We start from the raw sequence: 15,823 nt of genomic DNA, 5'->3' as shown, positions 1-15,823 counted from the left end.
GTTCCTACCCGCGATTCCAGGCCACCACGTAACCGGGGATTCCGGCGAACTCCGCTCCGACACCGATCTCCTCGGCCAGTCCGGCCGGCTCTCCTTCGGCCCGGACCGCGATCCGGGGCGGCGTCGTGCTCTCTTCCCGGACGAGGGCGACCGCGACCTCTCCGGCGGTCGCGACGGCCACCGCCAGCGGCGGCACCACCAGCCCGTGGAGCCCGGTCACCCTGGTCCCGTCGGCGCTCACCCGCAGCTCCGCCGGGTACACGCCGTCCAAGCCGAGTTTCGCGCGGACAGCGTCCTTGATCGCGATCCGTTCCAGCAGCCAGCCGCGCTGCCTCCGGGGCGCGCACGCGGCGAATTCCGCGCGTTCCCCGGCTCCGAGGTAGACGCCGGCGTAGATGTCGCGCGCGGCCGGGCTCGGCCACCGGTCGGTGACCACCGTCCAGCCGCCGGGGTGGTCCTCGGAAAGCCGGTGCCGGTCTGGGAAGGCGTAGACGCGGTGGGCGGGCCGGTCGCACGGGAACCGGATGTCTCGCCACTGCTCGATCCGGGCCAGCACCACCCCGTCCCGCACCAGTTCGGCGTCCATCTCCAGCACGTCCGGCCGCGGCAGCCGGACCCGGACCACGCAGCCGACCGTGGTGCCCGGCGCCGGTTCCGGGCCGTACCAGCTGATCCGGCCCATCGATGTCGGGAACGCCAGCAGCGCGTCCGCCTTGGTGGCCATCAGCCAGCAGCCCAGCAGCTGGCCGACGTTGTCCAGCAGCGCACCGGGCGCCGACGGGACGATGAGTTCGCCGCGGATGTGCCGCTCGCCGAGCCCGATGAGCCTGGCGAGCCCTTGGTACGCGGGACCGTGGAACATCTCGCGGCGCGAGTAGATCTCGGCGGCGCTCAGCGGCGGCGCGGTTTCCGGTCCCGGCGGCGGGGAAGGCCGGGGCGACGTCGGATAACGCCGCGCCAGGTGGACGTCCATACTGGCGTGCGGTCCTATTTGGACGCTGATCCGGCCGCCCTCGCGGGTCATCGAAACCGGCACGCGCGCCGCCGGGGCGGCGATCAGCCACCGGGAGAACGCCGCGTTGCTCACGCCGGTCGCGACCGTTCCCGGCCAGGCCTGTTCCGCCGCCCGGCAGGCCAGGTCGACCAGGGTCGTCGCGGGGACGGTGGGGCGGAAGTCCACCTCGTCCGGCCAGTCCTCGCGCTGGCGGAAGAACCGGTGATCCACCAGGTACGGCATCGCGGCGAGCGAGACGTCCACAGTGGATTCGAAAGTGCGCCGCGCCGCCGCGTTCACCACGCTGGCCGCGGCCTGCCTGGTCTCGGCGAGCAGCGCGGTGAACTCGGCGACGATCGCGTCCGGGATCCCGTCGGCCAGCTCGGAGACCTCGTCGGCGTTCGCGAACATGCCCTTGGCGTCGCCGTCGACCGAGAGCAGCGTGCCCGCCGTGTCGATCCGGGTCCGGCGTGGCTCCAGCGCGTCGAACGCGGGCCGTCCCCCCTCCACCCAGACCGCGGTGGCCACCCGGCGCAGCTGGGCGAGACCGGGCCTGGTGCCGGAGGACGCCGGAATGACCAGATGCGGCCGCGTCCCCAGCGTGTCCGCCACGAACGAGCCGACCTGACCGGCGCCTGCCTGCACGAAGACGCGGGCACCGTCGGCGTGGAGCGCGTCGACGAGTTCCCGGAACCGGACCTTGCGCACCAGATGCGCCAGGTACAGCTCGCGGACCTCCACCGGATCCGCGGGGTACGGCCGTGCCGTGGTCGCCGACCAGACCGGGATCCGCGGCGGCTTCAGGTCCAGTTCCGCCGCGAGCCGGGTGAACGGGCCGAGCCGCGAGCGCATCAGCGGGGTGTGGAACCCGGACCGGAACGGCAGGGTCCTGGCGACGACGCCGTGCTGCGTGCACAGCTTGGCGAGCCGCGCCGCGGCCGCCGGGTCACCGCAGACGATCGTCTGCCGTGGCGCGTTCTCGTGGGAGACCATCAGTTCCGGTTCGGCGGCGAGCAACGCCTCCGCCCGCTCCGCGGAACAGCCGAGTACCAGGAATTCGGCGTCCGGCAGGGTGAATCCCTGCGGCCAGTACCGGTTCAGCATGTCCTCTGTGGACTGTCCGGGGTACATCCCGGCCGCCTGCATCGCGGTCCACTCGCCGACACTGTGCCCGGCGAGGAGATCCGGCGTGATGGCCAGCCGTCGCAGCGCGCTGTCGAGCAGCAACCCGACCTGGGACACGCTCGACGCGCGCGAAAGCACGCTCGTCGTCGACCACTCGGGCCGGTCCAGGCCGAAATGCCGGGCGACGTCGGCGCAGCGCGGCTCCGCGTCCGCCTCCAGCCCTGGGTAGATGAAAGCGGTCTTCGCCCCGGCCTGCTCCAGCAGGGGCGCGGTACTGCACCAGATGTCGTTGGGCCCGTGCCAGGACTGGCCCTCGGCCGCGACCTTCGCGAGCACCCTGCGCGCGACTTCCAGCCGTTTCCCGGTCGGCCCGACGATCCCGATCCGGCACGGGCCGTGCCCGGCGGTTTCGGGGTCCGGACGATCGAGCAGTGCGCGCAGTTCGTCCGGGGTGGACGCCGCGAGCCGCAGGATCCGCTCGGGTTCCCCGGTCACCTTGGCCCGGCGGGGCCGGGCGGGCGCCGGGTCGGCCTCCTCCAGCACCACATGCGCGTTGACGCCACCGAAACCGAAGGCGTTGACCGCCGCCCGGCGCGGGACGTCACCGGCCGCCCAGGGCTCGGCGACAGACAAGGTCCGGAACCGGGTCTTGTCCAGCAGCGGACTCGGATCGGCGCAGTTCAGGGTCGGCGGCAGGACGGCGTGGTGCAGCGCGAGCGCCGCCTTGACCAGTCCGGCGGCCCCGGCGGTCGGCATCGTGTGCCCGATCATCGCCTTCACCGCGCCGATCGCGGCGCGGGGCCCGTCCGGCGGGCCGAACACCTCGGCGAGGGTGGCCAGTTCGGCCGCGTCGCCGGTCGGCGTCGCCGTCCCGTGCGCCTCCAGCAGGCCGAGCGCGCCGGGCTCGGTGGGATCGAGGCCCGCCGACGCCCACGCGCGGCGCAGCGCCAGGGTCTGGCCCGTCACGGCCGGGCTGAGCAGGCTCGCGCCCTTCCCGTCACTCGACGTCCCCGAACCGCGCAGCACCGCGTAGACCCGGTCGCCGTCGCGGCGCGCGTCGTAGAACCGTTTCAGCACGACGATCGCGGTGCCCTCACCGATCAGCAGGCCGTCCGCGTCCCGCGAGAACGGGCTGATCCGCTGGCTCGGTGACAAGGCGCCGAGCTGGGTGAACATCGACCAGAGCGTGTCGTCGTGGCAGTGGTGCACCCCGCCCGCCAGCACGACGTCGCAGCGGCGGCGGGCGAGTTCGCCGATCGCCTGGTCCACGGCCAGCAGCGAGGACGCGCAGGCGGCGTCCACCGTGTACGCGGGACCGCCGAGATCCAGGCGGTTGGCCACCCGTGACGCGGCGAGGTTCGGCACCAGCCCGATCGCGGTGTCGGGCCGGAACTCGCCGAGCGGTTTCAGCAACGCGTCCCGGAGCCTGTCGAGCATCTCCGGCCGCGCCGACGGCAGGAGTTCCCGTACGGCGCCGGTGATCTGGCGGACCGACCGGACCCGCTGGTCGAACCGCTGGAGCCCCGGCGAGAGATAGCCGCCCCGGCCGAGGATCACGCCGACGCGTTCGAGGTCGCCCAGCCGTCGCAGGCCACCGGCGTCGTCGACCGCGGAAGCGGCCACGGCCAGCGCGACGAGCTGATCGGGCTCCATCCCGTCGACGGAGCTGGGGGCGATGCCGAGCGCCGTCGCGTCGAAGTCCAGGCTGTCGGAGACGAAGCCGCCTCGCCGCCCGTAGGTGCGGTCGGGGGTGCGGCCGTCACCGTCGTGGAAACTCGGATCCCAGCGGTGCGGCGGGATCTCGGTGATCGCGTCCGTACCCGAAACGATGTTCTGCCAATATTCGTCCACAGTGGACGCACCGGGAAGGAACACACCCATCCCGACGATCGCGACGGCCTCTTGGTTCACCATAGCGAGGCCGTGTACAGCACCGAGCGGACGTCGGCCGGGCCGTAGGCCAGCTCGAGCAGGAGCGCGGCGGTGCCTTCCTCCGGGTCGATCAACTCGACTTCGCGTCGTTCGTACTCACGCGCGAGCTCCGGTGACACCATGCCGCCGTGGTCGTCCGAGGGCGCCCACGGTCCCCAATGGACGGTCAGTGCCCGGCAGCCGGTGCGGTCGGCCCACTGCTCGCCGAGGGTTTCCAGCGCGTCGTTCGCCGCCGCGTAGTCGGTCTGGCCACGATTGCCCAGCACGGCGGCGATACTGCCGAAGAAGGTCACGAATCCGGGGCGGACACCGAAGTGTTCCAACGCGTCGAGCAACGCCCGCGCACCGTCCACTTTGGTCCCGTACACCGTGCGGAACGACTGCTCGTCCTTGTCCGCCATCAGCTTGTCGTCGATCACCCCGGCCGCGTGGACGACGCCGTCGATCCGGCCGTGCCGGGTGTGCAGGTCCTTGACCACCTGCCGGACGGCGGCGGCGTCGCGGACGTCGAGCGACCGGTAGGCCGCGGTACCACCGGCCGCGCCGATCTGGTCGAGGGTCCTGGCGATCTCGCGCTGGGCCAGCACAGTGCGCACCCGGCGTTCGATGTCCACCAGCGAACCGCCACGCGCGGCCAGAACCGAACGCATCCCCGGTGCGTCGTCCGGCAAGTCCTCGTCGCCGGGTTCGGCCGGCCACGGCGTGCGCCCGGCCAGCTCGATCCGGCATCCGCTCGACGCGAGCGCGACCGCCGCCCGCGCGGTGATCCCGCGGGCACCGCCGATCAGCAGCAGCACCGAATCCGGGGTGAGACCGAGCGCCTTGACCTCCCCGCCGCCGGGCCCGGCGCCCGCGTAGGCGACCGATCCGAGAGTGACGGCGGACGGCTCGAAAGCCGCGCGTCCGGCGGTGTCGTACCGAACGGCGGCAGGCCCGTCGGCGATCACCTCCTCCAGCACTATCCGCGCGAGGTCCACTGTGGACTCCAGCTCGACCAGCCGGACCGGCTCGTTCCGTTCCCGCGCCGCGGCACGGACGAGGCCGCGCAATCCGGCGGTGTGCGCGGATCCTGGCCGCGCCACCACGACCACCGCTCCCTTGGCCTCTTTGATCAGTCCGAAGACCTGCGCCGCGACCGGTTCCTCGGCGTCCGCCAGCGGATTCAGCACGAGGACGATTTCGGCGTCACGCCGCTCCCCCGGTACGGCGCCCGCGTCGGCGAAGACCGCGCGAACGGACTCGGCCAGGTCCTCCTGGCCGGGTTCGAAGCTCACCGCGACCGTTTTGCCGCCCACCCTGGCGAGGTCGGGCGAGCCGAGCGGCGCGGCCACCCTGCCGATCAGGTACCGGCCTGGCGCGCGGCCGGCCGTGGCCTCGACGGGAGCCGGTGTCACGGCGGCCGGTTCGAGCCATTTCCGCAGCCGGGCGGTCAGCGCGCTCGCCGTCCGGTCGCGACTGAGCTGATCCTGGGCGTCGTCGTGCACGCGCCCCGAAAGCCCGAGCTTCGCCAGCAACGACCCCGCGATCTCGGTGCGTTTGATCGAGTCGATGGAAAGATCCGCTTCGAGGTCGAGATCGGCGTCGATCATTTCGGCGGGGTAGCCGGTGCGCTCGCTGATCGCGCCGATCACGGTGGCCAGGACGTCCGTCACGGCGGTCTCCACGACCGGTTCCGGCTCGACGACGGCCACCGGCACGACCGGCGCCTCGACCGGCGGCAGCAGCGCCGGCACGACCGGGGCCTGCACCGAGACCGGAGTGAGCGGGACGGTGCCGAGGTAGCCCAGCATCACGTCCCGTTGCGCAGCCAGCATTTCCCGGCTGGTGCGGAGGAATTCGACGACGGCCTGGTCACGACCGGGCGCGGGCTGGTTCATGGTCGTCCTCGGGATTCGTCGGGCGGGCACGAGCCCATGGGCGGGGACCTCGCCGCCGGGCGCGCGGACGGTCTGGCCGTCCACGGTCCAAGCGGGTCCGGGAAGCGGGCCGACACGGACACGGCCCCGGAAAAGCCGTTCTGTCCGCACGTCGACACCCGTGAGCGCGAGACGCGCGAGCGCCGTGAGGAACCCTCGCAGCCCCGGCCCGCCGGGGTCGCACGCGACCGCGGTGTACGGCCGCTCACCGAGGATGTCCTTGACCAGCCGGGAAAGGACCTGACCGGGGCCGACCTCGACGAACGTGCGCGCGCCCGCCGCGTACATGTCCTCGATCAGTTCGACGAAGCGCACCGGCGAACCGATCTGCGCGGCGAGTTCGGCGCGCACGTTCCCCGGCTCGTACGGCCGGACGGTGCGGTTGGACCACACCGGCGGCCCCGGCTCGCCGATCTCGGCGTTGTCGAGATCGACGGCGAACACGTCGCTCGCCCCGGCCACCAGCGGGCTGTGGAAGGCGCAGGCGACGGGGATCCGCTTGGCCCCGATCCCCTGGTCCCGCAGCTCGCGGACGGCTTCCTCCACGGCGGCCGTTGGTCCGGAAAGGACGGTCTGCCCCGGCGCGTTGTGGTTGGCCAGGACGACGTCCGGCCGGTCGAGGGCGGCCGCCAGTTCCTCGCGGGACGCCTTCACCGCGGCCATCGCGCCAGGGTCAGCGCCCGCGACTTCGGCGATCGAGCGGGCCCTGGCGCGGCTCAGTGCCACCAGGGTCGCGGTGTCGAACGCGCCCGCGACCGACAGCGCGGCCAGCTCGCCGTAACTGTGCCCCGCCAGCAGATCCGGCCGGACACCGAGGTCGGCGAGCAAACCGCACAAGGCCGCTTCGACGAGCCCGAGCGCGGGCTGCGCGACGCGCGTGTCCTTCAGCGCCTCGTCCTGCGCCACGCGCGCTTCCTCGGTGAAGGCGCGCGGCGGGAACGTGGTCGCGGCGACGTCGGGGGCGAGCCGCAGGACGTCGGCCAGCTCCGGGAAGTGCACGAACAGCTCCGCCAGCATCCCCGTCCGCTGGCTGCCCTGACCGGGGAACAGGAACGCGACCTTGCCCGCTTCAGTGTCGCCCGCGGTGAGCCCGCCGCCAGTTTCAGCGGCCTCGCGCAGCTCCGCGACGTCACTCGCGACGACGGCGAGCCGGACCGGCTCGGAGCCGCCCTGATCAGCGGCGAGGGCGGCGAGTTCCCGCAGCGGGCGTCCTTCGTTCGCCGACAGCAGGTTCCGCAGCGCGGCACGGGCGCCGTCCACGTCGGGACCTCGGAGCAGGACCAGCTCGGCGTCCCGGTCGCGCGGCCCGTGCCGTCGTCCCGGTGGCACTCCCGGTGCGGCCAGGACGGCGTGGAAGTTGGTCCCACCGAACCCGAACGCGCTCACTCCGGCGAACTCGCGTCCGCGCGGAACCGGCGTCGGCCGGGCGCCGGTGGAGAAGGTGAAGGGACTGCTCTCGGCGTCCCAGGCGGGGTTCGGCTTGCTCAGGTGCAGCGTGGGCGGCACGACCTCGTGCCACAGCGCCAGCGCCGCCTTCATCAGGCCCGCCAGCCCCGCGGCGCATTTCGTGTGCCCGATCTGGCTTTTCACCGAACCCAGCGCGCAGCTGCCCGGTCCGGCGCCCGCGTCCAGGAAGAACTCGGTGAGCGTGGTCAGTTCGGTGGCGTCGCCGACGACCGTGCCGGTGCCGTGCGCCTCCACCAGCGAGACGTCCGCCGGGGACACCCCGGCGTCGCGGTACGCCCGTGCGAGGGCTCGCCGTTGCCCCTCGGGACGCGGCGCGGTGAGGCCGAGCGCCTTGCCGTCGCTGGCGGCGCCGACCCCCTTGACCACGGCGTACACCCGGTCACCGTCGCGTTCGGCGTCGGCGCGCCGCTTGAGCACGAGACACGCGACGCCCTCGCCGAGCGCGATCCCGTCCGCCGCCGAGTCGAACGGACGGCACCGGCCGGTCGGCGACAGCGCGCCCGCGGAGGTGAACATGAGGTAGTCGTTGACGCCGTTGTGGAGGTCGACCGCGCCGCACAGGACCATCGAGCTCGTGCCCGCCCGCAGTTCCTTCACCGCGAGATCCAGCGCCGCCAGTGAGGATCCGCACGCGGCGTCCACCGTGTAGTTGGTGCCGCCGAGGTCGAGCCGGTTGGCGATCCGGCCGGAGATGACGTTGGCGAGCGTGCCGGGGAACGAGTCTTCGGTCAGTTCCGGCAACTGCGCGAGCAGCTCTTCCGGGACGTCTTCGAGGTAGCTGGGCAGCAGGGCGCGCACGACACCCGCGTTGGCCAGGTCTCCCCCGGCTTCGGCGCCGAAGATGACGCTGGTGCGCTCGCGGTCGAAGCCGCCGTCGCCGTAGCCCGCGTCTTCCAGGGCACGCCGCGCCGTCTGCAGCGACACGAGCTGGGCCGGGTCGATGCTGCCCATCGACTTCGGCGGGATGCCGTAGGCGAGCGGGTCGAAATCGACGGGTGGTAGGAACCCGCCCCATTTCGACGTCGACTGGTCCGCGTAGACCTGCTTGTCCCAGCGCTGATCCGGGACCTCGGTGACGGCGTCCGTACCGCCGAGGACGTTGGACCAGAAGGCCGGGAGATCCGGTGCGCCGGGGAACACGCAGGCCATGCCGACGATGGCGACGTCACCGTCCACAACGGACTCTTCGGAAGTGGCGCGGGCGGTGAGCAGTTCCGCCGCGCCTTCGGTGACTTCCCGGTGCAGGGCGGCGATGTCGGTCCGCCGCTCGCGCAGGACCGTCACCTGGCCCGCCATGTACATCCCCTCGGCGAGCTGGCCGAGGGTGTCGACCTCGACGAGGGCGTCGCCTTCCCGCCGGAGGCCCTTGCTCGCGATCCGCAGCCGTCCGGTGTTCAGCTCCTCCAGCCGTTGCCAGCTCTCCTGAGGCGGGACGCCGTCCGCGTGGAGCCCGGCCTTCAGCGCGGCGAACTCGTCGGTGTACGGGCTGGGCAGGCAGCGGGTGAGGTGTCCGGGCGCGGTCTCCAGGGTGACCGTGGATCCGGCGCCGAGCACGCGGTCCTGGAAGACCTCGGTGATGGCGCCGTGGGTCACGGCCTCCTCGGTGAACAGGTACGCGGTGCCCATCAGGACACCGATTCCCGTGAGCGGCCCCGCCATCGCCGCGACCATCGCGGCGGACCGGGCGTCGTGGATACCGCCCGCGAACAGCACCTCGACGTCCTCGGCGCCGTGTTCACGCAGGACGTCCAGTTGCTGCTCCCACAGCACGAAACTCGACCTGGGGCCGATGTGCCCGCCGCATTCGGCGCCCTCGAAGACGAACCGGCGGACGCCCGCGTCGAGGAACTGCCGCAGCAGGATCGGCGACGGCACGTGGAGGAAGGTCGCGATCCCTTCGGCCTCCAGTGCCTTGGCCTGCGCGGGTTTCCCGCCCGCGATCAGGACACAGCGCGGGCGGGCGGTGCGGACGGCGGCGAGCTGTTCGGCCCGCAAGGCTTCCGGGACGAACCCGAGGATGCCCGCGCCCCATGGCCGTTCGCCGAGCGCTTCGGCGGTGCGGCCGAGCAACTCGGCCGTCTTGGCGCCGTTCGCGGTGGCCACGGCGACGAACGGGAACCCGTCGTGCGCGGCGACGGCGGCGGCGAAACCGGGCTGGTCGCTCACCCGCGTCATCGGTCCCTGCACGACCGGCAGCCGGGTCCCCAGCGTGCGGCACAGCCGTACGCCTTGGCCAGAGGGGCTCACCGGCGGCCGTGTGGCGAGGGAACGCACAACGGATCGGACAGCGCTTTCCGCGTCCTCGAAACGCTTCGCTAGCAGCGCCGACAGCCCGTCGTCGGCCCTGGCCAGTCCGTTCCGTGCCTCGACGGGCACGTCAGCCTCCGGGAACAGGCCGAGCCCGTCGAGGACCACGCCCGCCGCGCCTCCGGCGATCGCGGCCACCGCGGTCCTCGGCCCGATGCCCCCGTACGCCCACACCGGGACGTCGCCGAACCGCTCCAGCAATCGCTGCAGCAGGACGAACGTGGTGAGGTCGGAGCCGCCCGCCTCGGCGCCCTTCGCCACGAGACCGGAGGCGCCGGCGTCGAGCATCCGGACGGCCTGCTCGACGCCGGTCACCTCGGCCAGCACGGGAAGGTCGTCCCTGCCCCGCCGAACTGCCCCTTCGGCCAGCAGGACGAGCCCCGCGCCGCTTTCCCGCACCTCTTCGTCCCGCACGTGACGGCCCGCCGGGATCCGGACCCCGAACGGGACCTTGCCGTCCATTGTGGACCCGATCTCCACGATCCCGAGACCGCCACCCCTGGCGACGGCGGCCGCCAGCCCCGGATCCGGGCGTCCGAGCGGATTGACGCCGAGTACCCGCATGCGCGCCGTCACCTGACTCACCGGCGGACCTCCTGTTCGGCTTGGCTGGTCGGACCTCGCCGGGTTCGGCGATCTTCAGCGGGATTCCCAAGAAATAACCTACTTGCCGCAGAGAGCGCAATACTCTCGTGTGAAAACTCGGAAAACAAGGGAACGCATGCTAAAGTCCGGCGCCGGAAACAAATATGTCGACACGATCAGAACAAGCCTCTGACCTGCACTTTTATCATCCGCATTCCAGGTTTCGGCAGCGCGTCGCTCACCGGCATAACAAAACAGAAGAATTGTCATAGAACGCAGAATCGATAAGCATGGAGCGCATGTGGAAGTGACAGGACGAGTCGTCGTGCTGACCGGCGCGGCACACGGTATCGGCGCCGCCATGGCCCGGCGTTTCGCCGCCGAGGGCGCCGCCGGAGTGGTGGTCTCCGACCTCGACCTCGAGGCCGCGGAGAAGGTCGTCGCCGGGATCACGGCCGCGGGCGGTGCCGCGATCGCGCGCCACGCCGACGCGTCGTCCAAAGAGGACTTGAAGATGCTGGTGACCGAAGCCCGCGCGGAGTTCGGCCCGGTGGACCTGTTCTGTTCCAACGCCGGCGCCGCGTTCGGGACGGGCGTGCACGCGGCCGACGAACAATGGGCGCGATCGTGGTCGATCAATGTCATGCAGCATGTGCACGCCGCGCAGGTGGCGCTACCCGCGATGTTGAGCCGCGGTCACGGCTATCTGCTGATCACGGCCTCGGGCGCGGGCCTGCTGGGCACCCCCGGCGACGCGCCGTACTCGGTGACCAAGCACGCGGCCGTCGGGCTCGCCGAATGGCTGGCCATCACCTACCGGCCGCGCGGAGTGCGGGTCAGCGCGCTGTGCCCGCTCGGTGTGCGGACCGCGTTGCTGGAACCGGGGATCGCCGCCGGGCACCCCGCCGCGCTCGCGATCGCCGCCGCGGCGCCACTGCTGGAACCGGAGGACGTCGCGGAATCCGTCGTGCACGGCCTGGCGTCGGAGGAGTTCCTGATCCTGCCGCACGAATCGGTGCGGGAGACCTATGCCCGCAAGGCGGCCGGTCTCGACGCATGGATCGACCGCACCATCCTCGAAACCGGCGCGCGGAAGAGGTGACCATGGAATACCGCAGGCTCGGCGCGAGCGGACTGTCCGTCAGCGAGATCTCCTACGGCAACTGGCTCACGCACCGCGACGGCGCGGAATGCGTCCAGGCCGCGCTCGACGCGGGCGTCACGACCTTCCACACCGCCGCGGCCTGGGACGGTGGCGCCGCCGAAGAGAACCTCGCCGCGGCGCTGACCAACGCGCGTCGCGACGATCTCGTCCTGTGCACCGGCGTCTTCTGGCCCGAAGGCCCTGGTGTCAACGACGCCGGGCTCAGCCGCAAGCACCTGGTCACGTCGCTGCACGGATCGCTGCGGCGCCTGCGCACCGACTACGTCGACGTCTACCAGTTGCTGCGCTTCGACTACCGCACGCCGCTGGAGGAGACTTTCCTCGCTCTGTCGGATCTGGTGCGGCAGGGGAAGATCCTCTACGTGGGCACGGCGGAATGGACGGCCGAACAGTTACTGGAGGGCCGGTCGATCGCCGACCGCCACGGTGTCCCGCTCATCGCGAACCAGCCGCACTATTCGATGCTCTGGCGGGTCGCCGAAGCCCAGGTGATGCCGGTATGCGAACGCGCCGGGATCGGCCAGTTCGCCTCGGTCCCGCTCGCGCAGGGCGTGCTGACCGGCAAGTACCGGCCGGGCGAGATCCCGCCGGACTCGCGGGGCGCGAAATCGGCCGAGGCGCGGCCACTGCTTCTGCCGGACCTCCTCGAACGCGTCAGCATGCTGCGCGGCGTCGCCGATGAAGCCGGGCTGACCATGGCGCAGCTGGCGCTCGCGTGGACGTTGCAGCACAACACCGTCGCGTCGGTGGTGACCGGGGCGAGCACCGCCGCCCAGATGACCGAGAACGCGAAGGCGGCCGGGGTGGTCTTGGACCTCGACGCGCTGACACGGATCGATCACCTGCTGGGCAGCTTCGTCCAGACGGACCCACGGCTGACCTGGTCGCCACCCGCCGTCGCCTAATTCGCCTACCCGCAGGAATATGCTCTCGCGTCGGTGTCTTCGTGCTGGACGGAAGGTGTGACGGGGACACGCGAGTCGTCCCACCAGACACGCGTGTCGTCCATCAGGTCACATGTGTCGTCCATCCCGTCACGCGAGTCGTCCCGCTGGACACACGACACCGCCACCCGCGCACCACGAACCCTTGCCCCGCTTACCACTCACGAGCCCAGGGCGGTCCGCAGGATGGCCTCGAACCGTTCCGCCATCGGTGGTTCGTCCCGCAGCAATCCCTGCAGCAGCAGCCCGTCCACCAGCCCGACCAGCATCTCGACCCGCACCGGATCATCGGTGTGTCGTCGCGCGAAGTCGGCCAGGGCCGCCATCCAGCGATCAGTCGACTCACGGAGTCTCGGCTCCCGCGCGGCGAGGAGGTACAGCTCGTACTCCGCCAGCAGATGCCCTGGTTCCGCGGCCACCCTGGCCAGCAGAGCGGCGAATTTCGGCAAGGCGTCTCCGCCGGTTTCCTCGGCGAGGACGCGCATCCGCTCGGCGTCTTCGTCCATGCAGCGGGTGAGCGCGGCGGTCAGCAGGTCTTCGATCCCCCGGAAGTGGTACGCGGCCGCCGTCGCGGGCAAACCCGCCTCACGGGCGACCGTGCGGTGACTGACCCCCGACGCGCCGTCCCTCGCGACGATGCGCAGAGTCGCCTCGATCAGTTCCCGTTTGCGTTGCTCACCTTTGGCGAGGCGGCCGTCGGTCACCAGGTCACCTCCTCGCGGATCGTGGTCTTCCGGCTCAGCAGAGGATACGAGAGCAGGGCGATCAGGATGATCAAGCCACCGGCGACGACCGCGACGGTGAAGCCGCCATCCGGCCCGAAGCGGTCGACGGCTTCTCCCGACACCGCGGCACCGAGGGCGACGCCGATGCTGAGGCCGGTGATCGCCCACGTCATCCCCTCGGTCAGCTTCTCCGCCGGGACGATCTTCTCGATCATCCCCATGACGACGATCATCGTGGGCGAGAAGAACAATCCGGCGACGAAGACCACCGCGCACAGGCCGATGACGTCGTCCACGACCAGCAACGGCACCGCGCTCGCGGCCGTGCCCGCGGTACCGATCAGGAGCAGCCGCGGTGGCGCCGTCTTCAGCTTGAGCGTCCCGAAAACCAGTCCCGAGATCGCGGAGCCCACGGCGTAGACCGAAACGACGACGCCCGCCGCCGACGGCGCCCCGGCCTGCCCCGCGAACGCCACGCTGACGACGTCGACCGTGCCGACGATGACGCCGCCCGCCACCAGCGTCAGCACCAGGACCCGCACCGCGCCCAGCCGGATCGCCGAACTCCCCGACGATCCGCTCGACGGCAGGACAGGCGGCTCCGTCGCGCGCTGCGAAACGAACAACAGCACCCCGGCGGCGAGGAGCAACAGCGCGACCAGCGGTCCCGCTTCGGGGAAAACGGTGGTGCACAACGCCACCGAAAGCGCGGGCCCGATGACGAACGTCAGTTCGTCGACCACCGATTCCAGCGCGAACGCCGTATGCAGCCGCGGCGAGTCGCGATAGAGCCCCGACCAGCGGGCCCGGACCATCGCCGCCATGCTGGGCATGAACCCGGCGAGGATCGCGCATACGAACAGCGTCCAAACCGGCGCCTCGAACCGGGCGCAGAGCAGGAGCGCGCCGAGCGCCAGCACGCTGATCCCCGTCACCGGCAGCAGGATCCGGCCCTGCCCCCGGCGATCCACCAGTCGCGAGACCTGCGGTCCGAGCAACGCCATGGACAACGTGAACGCCGCCGAGACCAGTCCGGCGAGGCCGTAGTCGCCGCGCGTCCGCGCCAGCATGGTGATGATCCCGATCCCCACCATGGGGACCGGGATCCTGGCGACCAGCCCTGCGGCAGAGAAGGCGAACGAGCCCTTCGCGGAGAACAGCTCTCGGTACTGGCCTGCCACGGCACACTCCACAACTTGAACAGTCGTTACATTTTGAACAGTCGTTTCACTTTATACACGCGCCCCCTCTGGACCCGCAACGAGCGTCAGCGCCTCGGCCAGCCCGGCCGTCTCGCCGTCCGGCGCGGCCCACGCGACGTACCCGTCCGGCCGCGCCAGGAAGGCCGGACCGGAGTCCGCCTCGACGATCCGGACCCGGCCGTTCACCATCTCCCGGACCTCTTCGGTTCCGGACGCCAGAAGCGCGCGGCCGTCCTCGGACACCAACGGCACCGGAGCGAAGCGGCCGACCAGCGGATGCGCGGAGTCCGGCGCGTAGTCGATGTCGGTCCCGTTCCCCATCTCGATGAAGTGCCGCATGGCCTCGGGGATCCCCAGGGTCTCCCCCAGCACCTCCCGCAGCGCGGCGACCTGCGGACCGGGCCGCATCAGCGCGACCTGGGCCCTGGTGTTGCGCAAAACTCGCTCTCCCACCGGATGCCGCTCCGCGGTGTAAGTGTCCAATAAGGACTCCGGCGCCCGGCCACTCACCACCAGGCCCAGTTTCCAGCCGAGGTTCATCGCGTCCTGGAGGCCCAGGTTCAACCCCTGACCGCCGATCGGCGAATGCACGTGAGCGGCATCGCCCGCCAGGAGCACGCGCCCACGCCGATAGGTGGCCGCCTGGCGCGTGTTGTCACTGAAGCGGATTCCGCCGTCCAGCCTGGTGACCGTCACGTCGACCCCGCTGACCCGGCTGATGCTCGCCCGCATCTCCTCCGCCGTCATCGGCGCGTCCCGATCCCCCGGCCCGCCGTCGAACTCCATGGTGGCGATCTCACCCGGCACCAGCGAAACGTGCACCATCCCGCCGGGGCCGTGCATGGACGACTCCACCGCGCCGGGATCGGCGAGTTCCGCCACGGCGACCCGTCCGGTCATCGTCGCGTCCGTGCCGGGGAACGCGATCCCGGCCCGCTTCCGCACGACACTGCGGCCGCCGTCGCAGCCCACCAGGTAGGCGGCCCGCTCGGACCCGCCGTCGGCGAGCACGGCGCGAACCCCCGAATCGTCCTGGACGATGTCGATGACCTCGCGGCCCGTCCGGATCCGGACGCCGAGCCCGGTCGCCCAGTCGGCGAGAATCCTTTCCAGTACATGCTGTTTGAGAATGAACCCACCGGCCGCGCCAGGCTGTACCTCGGCCTCGACGAGCGGCAAACCGGCGAAATGCCCTCGGGCCCGATTCCCTTTCATCAGCGGAGGAAGTCCTCCGGCGACGGCGAACAGCTCATCCTGCGCCTCCGAGAACGCGTCGGTCAGGCCGCGCATCCGCAGCGATTGCGAGGTGCGGCCGTTGATCCCGCGCAACCCGTAACTCCTGTTCCGGCGCAGCGCCCCGTCCGCCACCTCCAGGACGAGCGGATCCGCGCCGGCCAGCAGCAGCTCGCCTGCCAGCAGCAGGCCGACCGGTCCCCCACCCACGATGATCACGTCGTTCAC

The 15,823-nt window shown here is 71.5% G+C and carries 7 protein-coding genes; 2 read left to right on the top strand and 5 right to left on the bottom strand.

The window, feature by feature from the left end; genetic code table 11:
• Window positions 1–4: 4 nt before the first annotated feature.
• Window positions 5–4,033, bottom strand: coding sequence for a type I polyketide synthase (locus tag AMYAL_RS0128340; protein ID WP_020634654.1), 4,029 nt, complete (start codon window positions 4,031–4,033; stop codon window positions 5–7).
• Window positions 4,027–10,326, bottom strand: a complete 6,300-nt coding sequence (locus AMYAL_RS0128335) for a type I polyketide synthase (protein ID WP_026467527.1) — start codon at window positions 10,324–10,326, stop codon at window positions 4,027–4,029. Before AMYAL_RS0128335 ends, AMYAL_RS0128340 begins: the two co-directional genes overlap by 7 nt.
• A 301-nt stretch (window positions 10,327–10,627) precedes the next feature.
• Between AMYAL_RS0128335 and AMYAL_RS0128330 the strand changes: the two genes are divergently transcribed.
• Complete coding sequence (locus AMYAL_RS0128330; RefSeq protein ID WP_026467526.1) at window positions 10,628–11,428, top strand: SDR family oxidoreductase; 801 nt, start codon at window positions 10,628–10,630, stop codon at window positions 11,426–11,428.
• A 2-nt stretch (window positions 11,429–11,430) separates the two neighbouring features.
• On the top strand, window positions 11,431–12,396 hold the full coding sequence (locus tag AMYAL_RS0128325) for an aldo/keto reductase (RefSeq protein WP_020634651.1): 966 nt from the start codon (window positions 11,431–11,433) through the stop codon (window positions 12,394–12,396).
• Window positions 12,397–12,596: 200 nt separating this feature from the next.
• Here the strand turns inward: AMYAL_RS0128325 and AMYAL_RS0128315 are convergent, their stop codons facing one another.
• Genes AMYAL_RS0128315 through AMYAL_RS46260 form a run of 3 tightly spaced genes read right to left on the bottom strand, consistent with a single transcriptional unit; the run spans window position 12,597 to window position 15,823 of the window.
• Window positions 12,597–13,139 (bottom strand): TetR/AcrR family transcriptional regulator, encoded by a 543-nt coding sequence (locus AMYAL_RS0128315; RefSeq protein WP_020634649.1) that lies wholly within the window; start codon window positions 13,137–13,139, stop codon window positions 12,597–12,599.
• The gene (locus AMYAL_RS0128310; protein WP_020634648.1) at window positions 13,136–14,341 is read right to left on the bottom strand and encodes an MFS transporter; all 1,206 of its coding nucleotides are present in this window, start codon (window positions 14,339–14,341) and stop codon (window positions 13,136–13,138) included. Before AMYAL_RS0128310 ends, AMYAL_RS0128315 begins: the two co-directional genes overlap by 4 nt.
• A gap of 51 nt (window positions 14,342–14,392) precedes the next feature.
• Entirely contained in the window at window positions 14,393–15,823 is a 1,431-nt protein-coding gene (locus tag AMYAL_RS46260) for an FAD-dependent monooxygenase (protein WP_020634647.1), read from the bottom strand.

This window comes from Amycolatopsis alba DSM 44262, assembly GCF_000384215.1.
GTDB classification, from domain to species: Bacteria; Actinomycetota; Actinomycetes; order Mycobacteriales; family Pseudonocardiaceae; genus Amycolatopsis; species Amycolatopsis alba.
This window is presented reverse-complemented; position numbering and strand designations above follow the sequence as displayed.